The sequence below is a fragment of the Ralstonia sp. ASV6 genome (assembly GCF_016429285.1).
Taxonomy (GTDB): Bacteria; Pseudomonadota; Gammaproteobacteria; order Burkholderiales; family Burkholderiaceae; genus Ralstonia; species Ralstonia flaminis.
In genome coordinates this window covers 1-15,843 of sequence record NZ_JAELUI010000020.1, presented here as the reverse complement: position 1 = coordinate 15,843, position 15,843 = coordinate 1, and the positions used below count along the sequence as shown (strand labels likewise).

Annotated in this window: 12 protein-coding genes; 9 read left to right on the top strand and 3 right to left on the bottom strand. The window is 63.3% G+C overall.

Going from position 1 to position 15,843, the window contains the following annotated elements:
• Positions 1-36: 36 nt before the first annotated feature.
• The 3 genes from icmH to tssJ are packed head-to-tail and all read right to left on the bottom strand — an operon-like array spanning position 37 to position 2,902.
• The gene (icmH, locus tag JHD73_RS05615; RefSeq protein ID WP_199028639.1) at positions 37-828 is read right to left on the bottom strand and encodes a type IVB secretion system protein IcmH/DotU; all 792 of its coding nucleotides are present in this window, start codon (positions 826-828) and stop codon (positions 37-39) included.
• On the bottom strand, positions 825-2,171 hold the full coding sequence (gene tssK, locus JHD73_RS05610) for a type VI secretion system baseplate subunit TssK (protein ID WP_199028637.1): 1,347 nt from the start codon (positions 2,169-2,171) through the stop codon (positions 825-827). Before tssK ends, icmH begins: the two co-directional genes overlap by 4 nt.
• Before the next feature lie 50 nt (positions 2,172-2,221).
• Entirely contained in the window at positions 2,222-2,902 is a 681-nt protein-coding gene (gene tssJ / locus JHD73_RS05605) for a type VI secretion system lipoprotein TssJ (protein ID WP_199028635.1), read from the bottom strand.
• A gap of 341 nt (positions 2,903-3,243) precedes the next feature.
• Between tssJ and JHD73_RS05600 the strand changes: the two genes are divergently transcribed.
• The 9 genes from JHD73_RS05600 (at position 3,244) to JHD73_RS05560 (ending at position 15,667) form a co-directional block, all read left to right on the top strand.
• Positions 3,244-3,873: a hypothetical protein gene (locus tag JHD73_RS05600; protein WP_199028633.1), complete on the top strand. Its 630-nt coding sequence runs from the start codon at positions 3,244-3,246 to the stop codon at positions 3,871-3,873.
• Between the two features lie 35 nt (positions 3,874-3,908).
• Positions 3,909-4,421 carry a type VI secretion system contractile sheath small subunit gene (gene tssB, locus JHD73_RS05595; RefSeq protein ID WP_199028631.1) on the top strand — a complete coding sequence of 171 codons (513 nt, stop codon included), beginning with the start codon at positions 3,909-3,911 and terminating at the stop codon, positions 4,419-4,421.
• A complete protein-coding gene (tssC, locus tag JHD73_RS05590) occupies positions 4,414-5,904 on the top strand; it encodes a type VI secretion system contractile sheath large subunit (RefSeq protein WP_199028629.1) in 1,491 nt (496 codons plus the stop codon). The genes tssB and tssC overlap by 8 nt, the downstream gene beginning before the upstream one ends.
• A 213-nt stretch (positions 5,905-6,117) precedes the next feature.
• Positions 6,118-6,621, top strand: coding sequence for an Hcp family type VI secretion system effector (locus tag JHD73_RS05585; RefSeq protein WP_021193542.1), 504 nt, complete (start codon positions 6,118-6,120; stop codon positions 6,619-6,621).
• Positions 6,622-6,693: 72 nt separating this feature from the next.
• Positions 6,694-7,167: a type VI secretion system baseplate subunit TssE gene (tssE, locus tag JHD73_RS05580; RefSeq protein WP_021193543.1), complete on the top strand. Its 474-nt coding sequence runs from the start codon at positions 6,694-6,696 to the stop codon at positions 7,165-7,167.
• A gap of 64 nt (positions 7,168-7,231) precedes the next feature.
• Positions 7,232-9,082 (top strand): type VI secretion system baseplate subunit TssF, encoded by a 1,851-nt coding sequence (gene tssF, locus JHD73_RS05575; protein ID WP_199028627.1) that lies wholly within the window; start codon positions 7,232-7,234, stop codon positions 9,080-9,082.
• Positions 9,046-10,137 (top strand): type VI secretion system baseplate subunit TssG, encoded by a 1,092-nt coding sequence (gene tssG, locus JHD73_RS05570; RefSeq protein ID WP_199028625.1) that lies wholly within the window; start codon positions 9,046-9,048, stop codon positions 10,135-10,137. Before tssF ends, tssG begins: the two co-directional genes overlap by 37 nt.
• Before the next feature lie 44 nt (positions 10,138-10,181).
• The gene (gene tssH / locus JHD73_RS05565; RefSeq protein ID WP_199028623.1) at positions 10,182-12,893 is read left to right on the top strand and encodes a type VI secretion system ATPase TssH; all 2,712 of its coding nucleotides are present in this window, start codon (positions 10,182-10,184) and stop codon (positions 12,891-12,893) included.
• An 11-nt stretch (positions 12,894-12,904) separates the two neighbouring features.
• A complete protein-coding gene (locus tag JHD73_RS05560) occupies positions 12,905-15,667 on the top strand; it encodes a type VI secretion system Vgr family protein (RefSeq protein ID WP_199028621.1) in 2,763 nt (920 codons plus the stop codon).
• The last annotated feature ends 176 nt before the right edge of the window (positions 15,668-15,843 follow it).

Sequence of the window (15,843 nt, the reverse complement as noted above, 5' to 3'; positions counted from 1 at the left end):
GTGTCGGCCGCGCCAGGGCGGCAATCAAGGCAGCGCTCAGGGCAACGAAATCGTCAGATGCGAGAAACGCGGCCCGAGCTTGATGACCTGCGAATAGCCCTCCAGCGTTTCGTTGGTCTTGGTACGCAGCGTGTGCGACAGCCCGAGAAATGCCAGCAGCCCGATCAGCGCGAACACGGCGCCGAAGATCCACAGCGGCGTCTCGCGTTTGAGCGTGTGCGCCACCTTGTCCGGCAGGGGCCAGTGCGGAGCAAAGGCCGCGCGCTTGCCCTTGATGGCGGAGATTTCATCGCCCAGACGTGCGGTCAAGTAAGCGAGCTTTTCCGGCCCTTCAAGGATGTACTTGCCGCGAAAGCCCAGCAGCAGACACATATGGAACACTTCGAGCGCCTGCAGGCGTGGTGCACCGTGGGCGCGCAGCTCTTCGAGCTTGACGAAGAAGGTCTCACCGGCCAGTTGTTCACCGAACAGCACGAGCTGCAGTGGGCGGCGCTCCCATGCCGTGCGGATCGAGAAGTTGGACGACAGGATGGTCTCGTCCACGGCGGCGCAGAAGGCGTACTTGGCGTCGAACACATCTTCCGCCGACACGTTCAGCCGCTTGGCACCGCGGTCGAATTCATCCAGGAAGGCGCGCACGCGAGCGAGAAAATCTTCCGCGCTGGCGGGCTGCTGGCCATTGCGCAACTGGAACAGCATGAAGAAGCCGTCATAGAGCAAGTCCAGCAGCGTGCGCGCGTGCGAGTTGGACTCACGGGCATCGGCCCCCGCATTACCGGGCGCGGGTGCCGAACCGCCAAACAGCGAAGGGGTGGTGGTAGCGCTCATGAAGTCACCGCAATCAGTTCAAGTTTGAGTTCCCGGATGCCGGCCGGGGCGTAGATGGTGATGGTCTGGGCCTGGAGCATGCGGTCGTACAGCATGCCGCGCGCTTCGATAGCGAAGTAGCACGCGCCCGGGCGCACCGGAATGGCCGGCGGCACCTGCGGGGTGTAAGTGATCGGCACGCCGGGCATGGACGAGAGCACGAGCTTTTCCACATCGTCAGGCGCGCCCAGCTTGAAGCGGGCAGGAATGGCCTCGACCAGTTCTGCCACCGGCATATCGGCCGATACCGACAGATAGAAGCTGGTCTTGTCGTCGATCTTGCCGGAGTCGATGCGGCCAAGGTGGAACGACGGGCGCGTCTCTTCCAGCGCAATTGCAAAGTAGCGCGTGGAGATGACCGTATCGAGCAGCTCGCGCACGATCGTGTCCAGCTTGGCGAACACGGGACCGGGTTGGTCATGGTCGTAGGCGGGAAGGTCGGTCAGCGTGTAGCTCTTGGTGAACGTCATCAGCGCACCGGCCAGGCGCAGCATCTCCTGGAACAGCCGCTCCGGGTGCAGATCCGGGTGGTGATACAGGTGCGAGAGCGCCGCAAAAGCCGCGTTGGCCGTGTGCAGCAGCCAGAACGAAGCGATGTCGCCCGAGCGGAATTCGATGATGTTCTTGGTCGGCTCGCGGTGGAAGCCGTATAGCGCATTGACCTTGGCCTGCAGCGCGTCAAGCAGCCGGCGCAGTCGCTGATACAGCACCGCCGATGCGTTGATCGACAGGCTCGGCGCCACGAAGCTCTCATCCAGTTCGAACCCGCCGGTGCCGGTGCGACGCACGCGCACCACGGGCAACGAGATGAACTGGTCGCGCGGCTCGGTTTCCGCCACCAGCTTGACCGACTTCTTCAGGAAGGTGATGGCGGCGGGCTCGGCCTCGGTATAGAGGTCGGCTGTCTCTTCTTCCTCGCCCACAAAGCGCGAGCCGGATGCACCCTCGACCGGCTCGCGATAGTTGCCGCCGTTTTCCTGCAGCGGGTACAGCGCGATATGGAACGTCAGTTCCGACACGCCGGCCGGAACGGCATCAAGCACCAGCGGCGGCGGCAGAGCGTCGGCCTGGGGCGCGAAGTAAAGCTCGCCATCCGGAAAGAACAGCGAAAGCTCCGTCACACGCAGCACGCCGCTGGCGAGTGCATCGGTATCAAAGCGCGCATGGCGCACGCCCCAACTGTAGGGCTGGATCACCTGCGCCATCGCATGCAGGCGCGACTCGTGGTACGCGTCCTGGCGCTGGAAATGCTGCGGGCGCAGGAACAGTCCTTCGCCCCAGAGAATCTTTGCGGAATAGCTCACGTTGGCCCTTCTAGTGCTTGTGCATTGGCTTGTCGGTTCAACCCCGGAGCTCAACTGCCGCAGATCGCAGGCGAAAGCAGGTTCAGGTCGGATTGCGGTGTGCTGCCGGCCGGTGTGGTCGGCGTGCCGGCAGTCAAGGTCATGGCGCAGGCGTGCAGGCCGATCACGATGCCGTTCTTCTCATTCTTCTCGGTGTTGAAGGCGAACTTCCAGCGCTGGGCCGCAGGGCTGCGGAACAAAGCCACAACCCCCAATGTCGTCGCCTCGCGCGAGACCTTTTCCGTGAAGTCGTAGCGCTGGCCTGGGATCAGCGTCATTTCACGAACCTGCACGAGATCGGCGCCAAGGGTTTGTTTCTCGCGTGCCGGATCGATGAAGGTGTCATACGGTGCCTGCAGGAAGCTGGTCGGGTCTTTGAGCGAATACAGGCGCACGACCAAGGCGACAGGGCGTTTGTCGTTGGCGGCATTCAGGTTGTTGCCGGCGGTGAGCTTGAGCGGCACTTCGCGCGGCGGCTTTTGGGCGTCCGGCAGGTTCGACGACTTCAGGCCCATGGCTTCCAGTGCGCCATTGGCGGCACCGGCCAGCACGCTGGCACCGGTGGAGCAGGCCGCCAGGGCCGCCACGCTTGCCCCAGCCAGTATCAGTTTGAGCACCGTCGCGACGCGGCGTTTGGGGGTGCTGCCGCAGCCCGGCAGCCTCCTTGCTGCATCGAATTTCATTGTCTTCATGCCTGATTTTTGTACCGTTTAATTCTATTGATTTGACTGGCTTCGCACCCGTTCGAATAAAAGAAATCTTAAAATATTTCGGTTTCTTAATAATTGAAAACGGCGAAATGTTTCGGTTTCTTAATAATCGTGATTTGTCGTTTGGAGGTGCTGCAAAGCCTTGAATTCAAAGGAAATGTTTCGATTTCTTAATGATCCATTTTTGGTTGTCAACTTCAACGAGCGGAGTGTACTATTTCGCGCCAGTCGAGACCAATATTTAACTCGCCAATTTCGGCGATTATGATTGGATATCGACACACCGCTTTGAACTTTTGAAGAGTCTCGCCGTGGCCAAATCCATGTCTATTTCCCGCGTTCTCCGTTCCCTTATCGTGCTGGCTGGTGCCGCTGCCCTGATCACCGGCTGCGCCACAAGCAACCCTGGCCCGCAAACGGACGAGGCATTCAAGCAGAGCATGTCGGAGGCAGAATCTGCCGCGAAGGGTGGCCAGCAGGACAAGGCCATCGACCTTTATCAGCAGATCGCCAAGGTCAACCCGACCCGCGACGAGCCTTGGGTACGCATCGCACAGATCCAGTTCGGCGCAGAAAAGTATCCGCAAGCCATCCTGGCCGCAGAGGAAGCGCTGCAGCGTGACGGTAGCGATCGCCAGGCCAAGAGCATTCTGGCTGTGAGTGGCCTGCGCGTGGCGCGCCGCTCGCTGCAAGAGCTGCGTGCCGATAGCGCGCTGGCAGGCGACGTCAAGACCGACGCACAGGTGTTGGCCAAGATGCTGCGCGACACGCTGGGCGAGCAGGTCCTCTTCCCGGGCGAGCAACAAGCTACTAAGCCGGTCGTGAAGCGCCGCCCGGTCGTGAAGCGTGCCGCTCCGGCTGCAACCGAGGCCGCCAACCATGGTGGCGCAGCCGCACCTGCCGCCACGGGTGGCGCCAGCGGTAGCGCTGATCCGTTTGGCGCGCTGCGCTAAGCGATGCGCCAGTCCAGCATCTGTGGAGGAACGTGATGGCCAAGAAAGAAAGTGTGCAGAAGCGTCTGCAGAAGGTGCGCCCGCCGCGCGTGCAACTGACGTATGACGTCGAGATTGGCGACGCGATCGAGCAGAAAGAACTGCCGTTCGTCGTGGGCGTGGTGGCTGACCTGTCGGGCCAGTCGGAAGTGCCGCAGCCCAAGCTGCGCGACCGTAAGTTCGTCAACATTGATCGCGACAACTTTGACGATGTGATGTCGGGCGTCGCGCCGCGTGCGGCTTTTCAGGTGCCCAACACGTTGACGGAAGAGGGCGGCCGCTTTGGCGTCGATCTGACGTTCCGCTCGATTGAGGACTTCAGCCCCGAGGCTGTGGTGCAGCAGGTTGAGCCGCTGCGCCAGCTGCTGGAGGCGCGTTCCAAACTGGCCGACCTGCGTAACAAGATGGCCGGTAACGACAAGCTGGAAGACCTGCTGTCCGACGTGCTGAAGAACACCGAGGCACTCGAGAAGCTCAGCGCCAAGAAGAACGGAGGCGGGGATGCTTGAGAACCAATCCGCTGCGCTCGCGCAAGGCGCCTCGACGGCCGAGGCGGTCAACCTGCTCGACTCGATCGTCGAGCAGAGCCGCGTTGCCAAGTCTGATTCTGAACACGCACGCGCCAAAGACATCATTGGCGAGCTGGTCAACCAGGTTCTGGACGGCACCGTCGTGGTGTCCGACAACCTGTCGGCCACGATCGATGCGCGTGTCGCTGAACTGGACCGCCTGATCTCGTCGCAGCTGAGCGCGGTCATGCATGCGCCGGAATTCCAGAAGCTGGAATCCACCTGGCGCGGCTTGAACTACCTGGTCAAGGAAACGCAGACCGGTACGACGATCAAGATCAAGGCGCTGAACGCGACCAAGCGCGATCTCGTGCGCGACTTCAAGACCGCTATCGAATTCGACCAGAGCGCGCTGTTCAAGAAGGTGTACGAAGAAGAATTCGGCACGTTCGGCGGTGCACCGTTCGGCGCGCTGATCGGTGATTACGAAATCACGCGCCAACCGGAAGACGTGTACTTCATCGAGCAGATGGCGCACGTGGCCGCTGCCGCGCATGCACCGTTCATTGCATCGTCGTCGCCGGAGCTGCTGGGTCTGGAATCGTTTGCTGATCTGGGCAAGCCGCGTGACCTGGCCAAGGTGTTCGACACGGTGGAGTACGCCAAGTGGAAGTCGTTCCGTGAGTCGGAAGATTCGCGTTACGTGGGTCTGACGATGCCCCGCTTCCTCGGTCGTCTGCCTTACAACCCGAAGGACGGCACCACGGTTGAAGGCTTCAACTTTGTCGAAGACGTGGACGGCACCGACCACAGCAAGTACCTGTGGTGTAACGCCGCCTGGGCCTTCGGCGCACGCCTGACGGCTGCGTTTGAAGACTTTGGCTGGTGCGCGGCCATTCGCGGTGTGGAAGGTGGTGGTCTGGTCGAAGACCTGCCGACGCACACCTTCAAGACCGACGACGGCGAAGTCGCGCTCAAGTGCCCGACCGAAATCGCCATTACCGACCGCCGCGAGAAGGAACTGAGCGACCTCGGTTTTATCCCGCTGGTCCACTGCAAGAACTCCGACTACGCCGCGTTCTTCGCTGCGCAATCGGTGCAGCGCCCTAAGAAGTACGACACCGATAGCGCCAACGCCAATGCGGTGCTGTCGGCACAGCTTCAGTACATCTTCTCGGTGTCGCGCGTGGCGCACTACCTGAAGGCGATGATGCGCGACAAGATCGGCAGCTTCGCCTCGGCCAAGAACGTTGAGACGTTCCTGAACCGCTGGATCTCGCAGTACGTGCTGCTGGATGACAACGCCACGCAAGAGCAGAAGGCGCAATTCCCGCTGCGCGAGGCGTCGATCCAGGTGTCGGAGGTGCCAGGCAAGCCTGGTACGTACCGCTCGGTGGCGTTCCTGCGCCCCCACTTCCAGCTGGACGAACTCTCGATCTCGCTGCGATTGGTGGCTGATTTGCCCAAGCCCACCAACGCATAACCCGCAATTCCTGACCGGACTGTCCCCGGGGGGGAATGTTCGGGCTTAGAGCCGCTAACAAAACCCTCCTGGCGTTGTTGCGCCGCCCGAAGTTGCCCAATCGGTACTTGAGTACTGTTCGCATCGGCGTGCTTAGCCAGGAAGTTTTTGTTAGCGGCTCTTAACTGCTCGGTTTGCAGTACCAACAACCTATCTATTGAAGAGGGTCTCTGTATGAAGGATATCTACGTCAAGTTCGACAGCCCGGCGATCAAAGGGGAGTCGCAAGACAAGGATCACAAGGATTGGATCGAGATCAACAGCTGGTCGCAAGCAGTCGTGCAGCCGCGTTCGGCCACGGCTTCGACCGCCGGCGGCCACACCGCCGAGCGTTGCGAGCACCGCGACATGGTGTTCTCGAAGGATCTGGACGTGGTCAGCCCGCTGCTGTACCAGCACGCGTCGGGCGGCACGACCTTCGGTGAAGTCACGATCGAATTCTTCCGCGCAGATGGCGAAGGCAATCGCGTGAAGTACCTCGAAGTGAAGCTGAAGAACGCCATCCTGAGCGAAGTCGATTCGCAAGTGGTGGCCCAGGGCATCCCGAGCGACACGTTCAGCCTGCGTTACGCCGCTGTGCAGTGGAAGTACACGCAGCAGAAGGGCGCTGGCGGCCAAGGCGGCAATTCGCAAGGCGCCTGGAGCCTCACGAAGAACGACAAGACGTACTCGGTTTAACGTTTGGCGTTCTGACTGCAAGCGCCGCAGCCGTACGCTGCGGCGTCTTGCATTGGCACTTTTAACGGCTGTATGAAAGGCTTCGAACCCAGCCTGCTCGACAAGCTCTTCGACGACGAGCCCCACGCGCCCATGCCCACGGCATTGCGCCAGCTCTCACTTGAAGAACTCAAGAGCACGGTCGCGCGCGACATCGAATCCCTGCTCAATACACGCATTGTGTTTGAGGAGGATGACCTGCATGGCTTGCCTGAGTGCAAGCGGTCGCTGCTCACCTATGGGCTCAACGATTTTGCCGGCCTGAGCCTCGCCAGCTTCTACGACCGCAACTACATCTGCCAGTCGCTCACCAAGGCGATCGAGCGCCACGAGCCGCGCCTGCAGCATGTGAATGTGTCGCTGGAGATCAACGAGCGGGCGACCAATGCGCTGTGCTTCGGCATCAGTGCGGTGCTGCTGGTGGGGCCTGCACGCGAGCCGGTGAGTTTTGACGCCACGCTGCAACCGTCCACGCTGCGGTATTCCGTTTCGCGCGGACGCGGCTGAGATTGCCTTCGGGCCTGAGCGCACCGATTGACAGCCTCGGGACCTGTACCGGACCGCAAGGAAGATGGAAGAGCTGCTGCCCTACTATGAACGAGAACTGGCCTTCCTGCGCCGGTACTCGCGCGACTTCGCCGAGCGGTATCCGAAGGTCGCTGGCCGGCTCGCCATGTCCGGCGACGGCTGCGACGATCCGCACGTCGAGCGGATGATCGAATCGTTCGCCTTCCTGACCGCGCGTGTCAGCAAGAAACTCGACGACGATTACCCTGAATTTACCGAAGCGCTGCTGGAGGTCTTGTACCCCCACTACCTGCGCCCGTTTCCCTCGTGTTCGGTGGCGCATTTTGATGTGCGTGGCGTGGCCGCGCAGTTGAGCGCACCCGTCACCATCCCGCGCGGCACCTTTCTGACCACGCGCATCGTACGCAAGGTGGAATGCCGCTTTCGCACGGCGTATGACGTCACCTTCGCGCCGGTGCGCGTGGCCGCGGCCACCTTCGAGCGTGCGGTGTCCGCACCGGCTGCCGTGCAATTGCCCAAGGGCGCGACCGGTTCCATTGCCATCACGCTGGAGCACGTTGGCGAGCGCGGCGGCTTCGAGTCGCTGGCGCTGGACAAGCTGCGCGTCTACATGGATGGGGAACCGTCGTTCGTGGCGGCTCTGGGCGATGCGTTGTTCCTGCATACCGCTGCTGCCTACGTAGAAGGCGATCGCCCCGGTGTGTGGAAGCGTCTGATGGGCGTGCCGCTGCTGGAAGTTGGCTTTACCGAAGATGAATCCCTGATCGATTGCCCGGCCCGCTCGCACCCGGCCTATCGGCTGCTGACTGAGCACTTCAGCTTCTCGGAGAAGTTCAACTTCTTCGACATTGATCTGGCAGCACTGCGGCGTGGACTGACACCGGGTGTGCCAGTGCGCAAGCTGGTGTTGCATCTCGTGCTGAAAGATGTACGCAGCGATTCCCACGCCGCACGCCTGCTCGAGAATCTGCAAGCGGAACATTTGCGTCTGCACTGCACGCCAGTGGTCAACCTGTTCCAGCAGAAGGCGGACCCGATCCGCATCGAGCATACGGCCAGTGCGTATCCGGTGGTAGCCGACAGCCGCCGCGCGCACGGCTTCGACATCTACTCGATCGACAAGGTGCAACTCGTGCGCGAGACGACCGCGCACGAGCAGGTGACGGAGTTCCGCCCCTTCTACTCGCTGCACCACGGCGAAGAGCCTGGCCGCGCAGGCCACTACTGGCTCGCCCGTCGCAACGAGATGGTGGCGCAGCGCAGCCCCGGCTTTGAGACCGAGATCTCGATCGTCGATACGCAGTTCGACCCGGCCAGTCCGCAGACCGATACGCTGAGCCTGTCGGTCACCTGTACCAATCGCGATCTGCCGGCCACGCTGGCATTCGGTCAGCCCGATGGTGACCTGTCGATGGAGGGCAGCTCGATTGCCCGCAACATCACCTTCCTGCGCAAGCCGACGCCTTCCATGCGGTTTGGCGGTGGGCGTGCGGCGCAGTGGCGGTTGATCTCGCTGCTGGCGCTGAACCACCTTTCGCTCGTGCAGAACGGGCTGCCGACATTGAAGGAGATGCTGCGTCTGCATGACCTGCCGCGCAGCGCGATTTCCGCTCGTCAGATCGAAGGCATTGTCGGGCTGGACTATCAACCGGCGACGCAGTGGCTCGCCGGCAAGCCCTTCGCCACCTTTGTACGTGGCCTGGAAATCCGTCTCACGCTGGATGAAGACGCCTTTGTCGGCACGGGCCTGCACCGCTTCATTCGCGTGCTGGACCACTTCTTTGGCCTGTACGTCCACATGAACAGCTTTGTACAGCTGATTGCGGTATCGCGCCGCAGCGGCAAGGAACTGGTCAAATGCGCACCCCGCAGCGGCGAATCGATCCTGGTGTGATCCGCCGGCTGCTCAAGCAGCCGCACCGGTACCAGTTTTTCCAGGCCGTGCGGCTGCTGGAGCAGCTCTTCGCACGCCGCGGCAGTCAGGCGCCGGAGCAGGCGCTTGCCACGCGGGTGAGTTTTCGCAACACGCTGTCGCTGTCGTTTCCACCCAGCGAGCTTGCCGGCATCGAGGTGGAGCGCCTCACCCCGGCCATGCTGGAAACCGACGAGGCGTTCATCGCTGCGCTGGAAGCGGGCGCGCTCGACAACCTGGCCATCACGCCCTCCTTCTTTGGCATGCTGGGCGGGCAGGGTGCCTTGCCGCTGCGCTATACCGAGATCGTTGCCGAGCGCGAATCGGTCTGGCGTGACCGTGCAGCCCGCGCGTTCTTCGACATCTTCTCGAACCGGGCAACGGCGCTGTTCTACCTGGCGTGGAAGAAGTACCGACTGCCGTTCCAGTACGAAGTCGACAACAGCAAGCACTACCTGCCGCTGCTGTTGTCATTGGCGGGCGCGGCTGACAAGACGCTGCGCAGTGATCTGAGCGGCACGCCCGGCGCGATCCACGACGAAGCGCTGGCTGGCTATGCCACGGCGATGCGTCACCGGCCTGTGTCTGCCGCGTATTTGCAGCGCGTGCTGGCGGACTACTTCCAGGCGCCCGTGCGTGTGGAGCAGTTTGTAGGCGGCTGGTATCACGTGCCTGCATCGCAGTACACGCGCCTGGGCAGCACAAGCAACGTGCTTGGCGCGACGGCGCTGGCCGGTGCACGCGTCTGGCAGCGCGACCTGCGGGTGCGCCTGTGGGTCGGCCCGCTCAAGCGCGCGCAGTACCGTAACTTCCTGCCCGGCGCGCCGGGCGCTCTGGCGCTGCGCAAGATGCTGACCATCCTGTGCGGCACCACGCTCGAATTCGAAATCAAGCTGATCCTGCGCCAGCAGGACGTGACTGGCTGCACGCTCGGTGCGCAAGACAGCGGCAGGATTGGGTGGGACACCTTCCTGTGCTCGCGCCCCGCGCAGCAAGACCGCAGCGATGCCCGCTACACACTCGCGCCGCTGCACTGAATCCAACAACCGACACCTTTTCGACCCTTCGGAGCCCTGCCGCCATGGCCATCCCACTCAAGACCCTGATCGCCAAGCTGAACGCGACCAGCCGGCAGGCTGCCGAGCGCGCCGCCTCGCTGTGCATGGCGCAAGGCAACTACGAGGTCGATCTTGAACACCTGTTCCTGGCATTGCTGGAAAACCGCCGCAGCGATTTCGCGGTTGCCGCACGTGCCAGCGGCATTGATCTGGCAGCGCTGCAGCGTGATCTGGAGGCAGAGATTGGCCGCTTCCAGAAAGGCAACACGCGCACGCCGGCGTTCTCGCCGTACCTGCCTAAGCTGTTCGAGCACGGTTGGCTGATCGCCTCGCTGGATTCCCAAATCACCCGCATCCGCTCAGGCCACCTGCTGCTGGCCCTGCTGACGGAGCCGAGCCTGTCAGCCCTGGCTGAGCGTGGCTCGCGCTTGTTTGCCAAATTCGAGGTCGATCGCCTCAAGCATGACTTTGAGCGCATGACTGCCGGTTCGGACGAGCAGGAACAAGCCGTCGATATCGCCGACGACGCAACCGCCCAGGCCGAAGATGGAAGCAAGCCCGCCGCAGCGCTGTCGTCGACGCCGGCACTCGATCAGTTCACCGTGGACCTGACGCAATCCGCGCGAGAGGGCCGCATCGACCCGGTGATCGGTCGTGACGCCGAGATCCGCCAGGTGATCGACATCCTGATGCGCCGTCGCCAGAACAACCCGATCCTGACCGGCGAGGCAGGCGTGGGCAAGACCGCCGTGGTGGAGGGTTTGGCCCTGCGCGTGGCTGCCAATGACGTGCCGCCGCCGCTGCAAGGCGTGACACTGCGCACGCTCGACATGGGTTTGCTGCAAGCGGGCGCCAGCGTGAAGGGCGAGTTCGAGAACCGCCTGAAGAACGTGATCGACGAGGTGAAGAAAAGCCCGAAGCCGATCATCCTGTTCATCGACGAGGCGCACACCATCATTGGTGCAGGTGGCCAAGCCGGCCAGAACGATGCCGCCAACCTGCTCAAACCGGCCCTGGCGCGCGGTGAGCTGCGCACCATCGCCGCCACCACATGGAGCGAATACAAGAAGTACTTCGAAAAGGATGCCGCGCTGGCCCGCCGCTTCCAGGTCGTCAAGGTGGAAGAACCGAGCGAGCCGCTGGCTGCCTCCATGTTGCGCGGCATGGCTCCGCTGATGGAGCGTCACTTTGGTGTGCGCGTGCTGGACGAGGCGATTACCGAGGCGGTCCGGTTGTCGCATCGCTACATCAGCGGGCGCCAACTGCCGGACAAGGCCGTCAGCGTGCTGGATACCGCCTGCGCCAAGGTGGCGCTGGGCCAGAGTGCCACGCCCGGCGCCATTGAAGACGACCAGAAGACGCTTGAGCGCCTGCAAGGCGAGATCAACGCGTTGGAGCGCGAGCAGAGCGTCGGTGCGGAACACGATGCACGCCTGGAGGCCCTGAACGCGCAGCGCGTCGAATTGGAGCAGCGCGTCGCCCAGAACACCGAACGCCTCGCCAAGGAACGTGAACTCGTCGCCCGCATCCTGGCCCTGCGCGAAGCCCGCGAAAGCGGCACCACACAAGCCGGAGAAGAAGACGCGCTGCCCGTGGCCGCCAACAGCAATGTCGTGTCGATGCCCAAGCGCGCCCGCACAGCCGATGAGCCGGACGAACTGGCCAAGCTGCTGGCCGAACTGCGCACGCTGCAGGGTGAAACCCCGATGGTGCCGCTGCAGGTGGATGGCCACGTGGTGTCGGAAATCGTCTCCGCCTGGACGGGCATTCCGCTCGGCCGCATGGTCAAGGACGAGCTGCGCACGGTGCTGAACCTCAAACCGCTGCTGGCTGCCCGCGTAATCGGCCAGAACCATGCGCTGGACGCTGTTGCCCAGCGCGTGCGCACCGCCACCGCCAACCTGGAAGACCCCAACAAGCCGCGCGGCGTGTTCCTCTTCGCTGGCCCGTCAGGCGTGGGCAAGACGGAGACCGCTCTGGCGCTGGCCGACATCCTCTACGGCGGCGAGCGCAAGCTCATCACCATCAACATGAGCGAGTACCAGGAGGCACACAGCGTGTCGGGCCTCAAGGGCTCGCCGCCGGGCTACGTCGGCTATGGCGAAGGCGGTGTACTGACTGAAGCCGTGCGCCGTAACCCGTACAGCGTGGTGCTGCTGGACGAGGTTGAGAAGGCCCATCCTGACGTGCTGGAGATGTTCTTCCAGGTGTTCGACAAGGGCGAGATGGACGATGCCGAAGGCCGCCCCATCGATTTCCGCAACACCATCATCATCCTGACGTCCAACGTCGGGTCATCGAACATCATGCAGGCCTGCCTGAACAAGGCAGCAGAAGAACTGCCTGACGCCGATGTCCTGGCCGAACAACTGCGCCCGACGCTCTACAAGGCGTTCAAGCCGGCATTCCTCGGACGCATGAAGGTGGTGCCGTATTACCCGATTTCCGACGACGTACTGGCCGAGATCATCACGCTCAAGCTGGGCCGCATTCGCGACCGTGTGGCCATCAACCACAAGGCCACCTTCCAGTGGGACAACGCGCTGGTGGAATCGGTGCTCGCGCGCTGCACCGAGGTGGATGCTGGCGCCCGCGCGGTCGACCACATCCTCAACGGCACGCTGCTGCCAGAGATTGCCGAATCGGTGCTCACGCGCATGGCCGAAGGCGGCGGCGTCGAGAAGATCAAGGTGGGCGTCGGTAAGAGCGGCGAGTTCAAGTACCGCATTCAATAAGCGAGCACACCATGGTCTCTCCGACCGAGCTGGCAAACCTGTTGCGCGCGGCCTTCACCCAGGCCAACCGCCTGCTGCGGCTGGAAACGCCGCTGGGGCCGAACGTGCTGTTGCCCGAACAGCTGGACGCCGCCGAACATATGGATGCTGGCGGCTTCCGGCTGGAACTGACGGCGCTGTCCGACAACGCCGACATCGATTCCACCAAGCTGCTCGGCCAGCCCGTGCGGCTCGACCTGCTGACGCAGCAAAGCCGCAGCACGCTGCGCCCATTCCACGGCCACGTCACGCGCTTCGAGCAGCTTGGTGCCAATGGTGGCCTGGTGCGCTACCGGCTGGTGATCGAGCCGTGGCTGGCCTTCCTGCGCTACCGCCGCGACAGCTTCCTGTTCCAGGACATGTCGATCATCGAGGTGATCGACAGCATTTTTGGCGACTACCAAGGGCAAGGGCGGCTGGTGCCCACATGGCGCTGGGCGTTGCGCGACAGCGCGGTCTACACGCGCCGCAGCGTCATCACGCAATACGAAGAGAGCGACTTCGATTTCGTCACGCGCCTGTTGGCCGAAGAGGGGCTGTCCTACTTCTTTGAACACGAGGCCAAGGATGGCGATGCGCTGGGTGTGCATCGTATGGTCATCGCCGATGCCAATGACGTGTTCACCGACAATGCGCAAGCCAGCATCCGCTTTGGCCGTGCGGACACCACTGCCACCGAAGACGTGATCGACCGCTGGCAAGGCACGCGCCGCTGGCAGACCAACGCGGTGTCGATCGCAAGCTGGGACTACCGCGCCAATGCCAAGCGCACGGCGCAGCTCGGGGGCCAGCAGCAGGGCAGCGATGGCCCGCAACTGACGCTGCAAGATACCGACTACCCCGGCCAATACTGGTTTGAAGACAACAACCAGGCACAGCGTGTCGCACGGCTGATGATGGAAGCGCTGGAACTGCGCGACAAGCAGTTCGATGGCGAAGGCAGCGTGCGTGCGCTGGCGACCGGCACACGCTTCAAGCTGACCGACCACTTTGATCACGATGAAGGTGACCAGCGCTTTGCCGTGCTGGCCGTGACACACAAGGCACGCAACAACTTCAACGACCGCTTCGGGCAGGTGCTGACCGAAACGCTGGGCGCGTTGAAGGATGGCGACATGCTGGGTGCGGGCAGCAACAAGGGTGCTGGCGATGACGCCACGTTCTACCGCAACCATTTCACCGTGGTGCGCGACAACGTGCCCGTGCGCCCCCAGCAGAGCGACGAACAAGGCCGCGCACTGCACCCGCGCCCGACCGTCAACGGCAGCCAGACCGCACTCGTGATCGGCGCCGATGGCCCGGTGCATACGGACCGCGATCACCGCATCAAGGTGCAATTCCACTGGCAGCGCGGTGCGCGTTCGGCCAGCCGCCAGTCACACCCGGCGGGTGATGACAACGCGCGCGCCAACGCGGGCCTGGGCGCCTGGGTGCGCGTGGCCGCGCCGGTAGCGGGCCCCAACTGGGGCGGCGTGGCGCTGCCTCGTGTCGGCCAGGAAGTGCTGGTGGAGTTCCTGCAGGGCGACATCGACCGGCCCGTGGTGGTGGGTGCCGCTTACAACGGCACCGGCCAGACCGACGCGCAATACAACCAGAACCAAGCCGGCGCAGCCGGCGCCACCGGCAACGCGCCCGCCTGGTTTGCCGGCGACAGCAAGAGCCAGGGTGCTTACGCCCACAACGCTGTGCTCTCCGGCATCAAGACGCAGGCACTGGCGGGTAGCCAAACGGGCTCATCCGGCTACAACCAGCTCGTTTTTGATGACACGGCAGGCCAGGGCCGCACGCAGCTCAGCACCACGCAGGCCGCTACCGGCCTCGTGCTTGGCCACCATAAAGAGCAGATCGACAGCGCCCGCCAGGCAGATCTTGGCCACGGCGCCGCACTCGCCACCGACGACAGCGGCAGCGTGCGCGCTGGGGCCGGTCTTCTGCTCACCGCGCACAGTGCGGGCACAAGCGCAGCACTGCAAGACAGCGAAGCCGCTGCCAGCCAGATTGAAGCGACTAGCGATCTGGCCGAATCCCTGGCTGAAGCCGCGCAGAAGCAGAAGGCTGGCCTGGCAGATGAGCCGGCCGCTAGGGAGCTGCCCGCGCTCAAGCAGTTGCGTCACACCACAGAAGTCCTTCGTCACACAGAGAGCGCCGGAGAAGGTGCCCAGGCCGTTGCCTACAGCGAGCCGCATCTGCAGATCTCCGCGCCCAAGGGCATCGTCACCACCACGCCCGTCGACGCTGTGATCGTTGCCGGCACGCAGGTCACGCTCGCCGCCAAGCAGGATGCGAACCTGGCGGTGGGGGGCAACCTGTCCGTGGCCGTGGCCGAAGGGCTGAGCCTCTATGCACATGGCAAGTCGCTCGGGCAGGCGGGGGATGCAACTCCTGGTATCGCCATGCATGCTGCCAGCGGCAAGGTCGGGTTGAGCAGCCTCAAGGGTGAGAGCCATCTGGTGGCGGAGAAGGCCGTGACCGTGGCGTCCACGCAGGCCAGCGTGACGGCGGAGGCCAAGCAGTACGTGCTCGTCAATGCCGCAGGTGCGCAGATCAAGGTGACGAACGGCACGATTGAGCTGCATGCGCCTGGGATGGTGACGTTCAAGGGGGCGGGGCATCAGTTTGTGGGGCCGGGTGGGGTGGGGGCAAACAACAACCTGACTCAGGGCAACCTGAAGGGATGTACTCCTGCTGTTGAAGGTGCTGCGCGCGAGCAGGGCGCGCTGGTGCCGCTGGGTTGAAGACGTCATGACTGATCCGCTACAAACGCAGGCCGCTGAGATCAGCCATGCCTTGCATTCGGAGGTGAACGCACGGCCGCAAGCGGATTGCATGCTGCTGATCGACACAGTGCCGCGACCGATATCGGAGGACGATGCACTGTGGGAAGGCTACTCGCAGAGTGACAATGTCCGCG

Coding starts and splice junctions, on each gene's coding strand:
- tssB (WP_199028631.1), top strand. CDS start 3,909: ATGGCCAAGAAAGAAAGTGTGCAGAAGCGTCTGCAGAAGGTGCGCCCG.
- JHD73_RS05585 (WP_021193542.1), top strand. CDS start 6,118: ATGAAGGATATCTACGTCAAGTTCGACAGCCCGGCGATCAAAGGGGAG.
- tssE (WP_021193543.1), top strand. CDS start 6,694: ATGAAAGGCTTCGAACCCAGCCTGCTCGACAAGCTCTTCGACGACGAG.
- JHD73_RS05560 (WP_199028621.1), top strand. CDS start 12,905: ATGGTCTCTCCGACCGAGCTGGCAAACCTGTTGCGCGCGGCCTTCACC.
- tssJ (WP_199028635.1), bottom strand. CDS start 2,902: ATGAAGACAATGAAATTCGATGCAGCAAGGAGGCTGCCGGGCTGCGGC.
- tssC (WP_199028629.1), top strand. CDS start 4,414: ATGCTTGAGAACCAATCCGCTGCGCTCGCGCAAGGCGCCTCGACGGCC.
- tssG (WP_199028625.1), top strand. CDS start 9,046: ATGCGCACCCCGCAGCGGCGAATCGATCCTGGTGTGATCCGCCGGCTG.
- icmH (WP_199028639.1), bottom strand. CDS start 828: ATGAGCGCTACCACCACCCCTTCGCTGTTTGGCGGTTCGGCACCCGCG.
- tssH (WP_199028623.1), top strand. CDS start 10,182: ATGGCCATCCCACTCAAGACCCTGATCGCCAAGCTGAACGCGACCAGC.
- tssF (WP_199028627.1), top strand. CDS start 7,232: ATGGAAGAGCTGCTGCCCTACTATGAACGAGAACTGGCCTTCCTGCGC.
- JHD73_RS05600 (WP_199028633.1), top strand. CDS start 3,244: ATGTCTATTTCCCGCGTTCTCCGTTCCCTTATCGTGCTGGCTGGTGCC.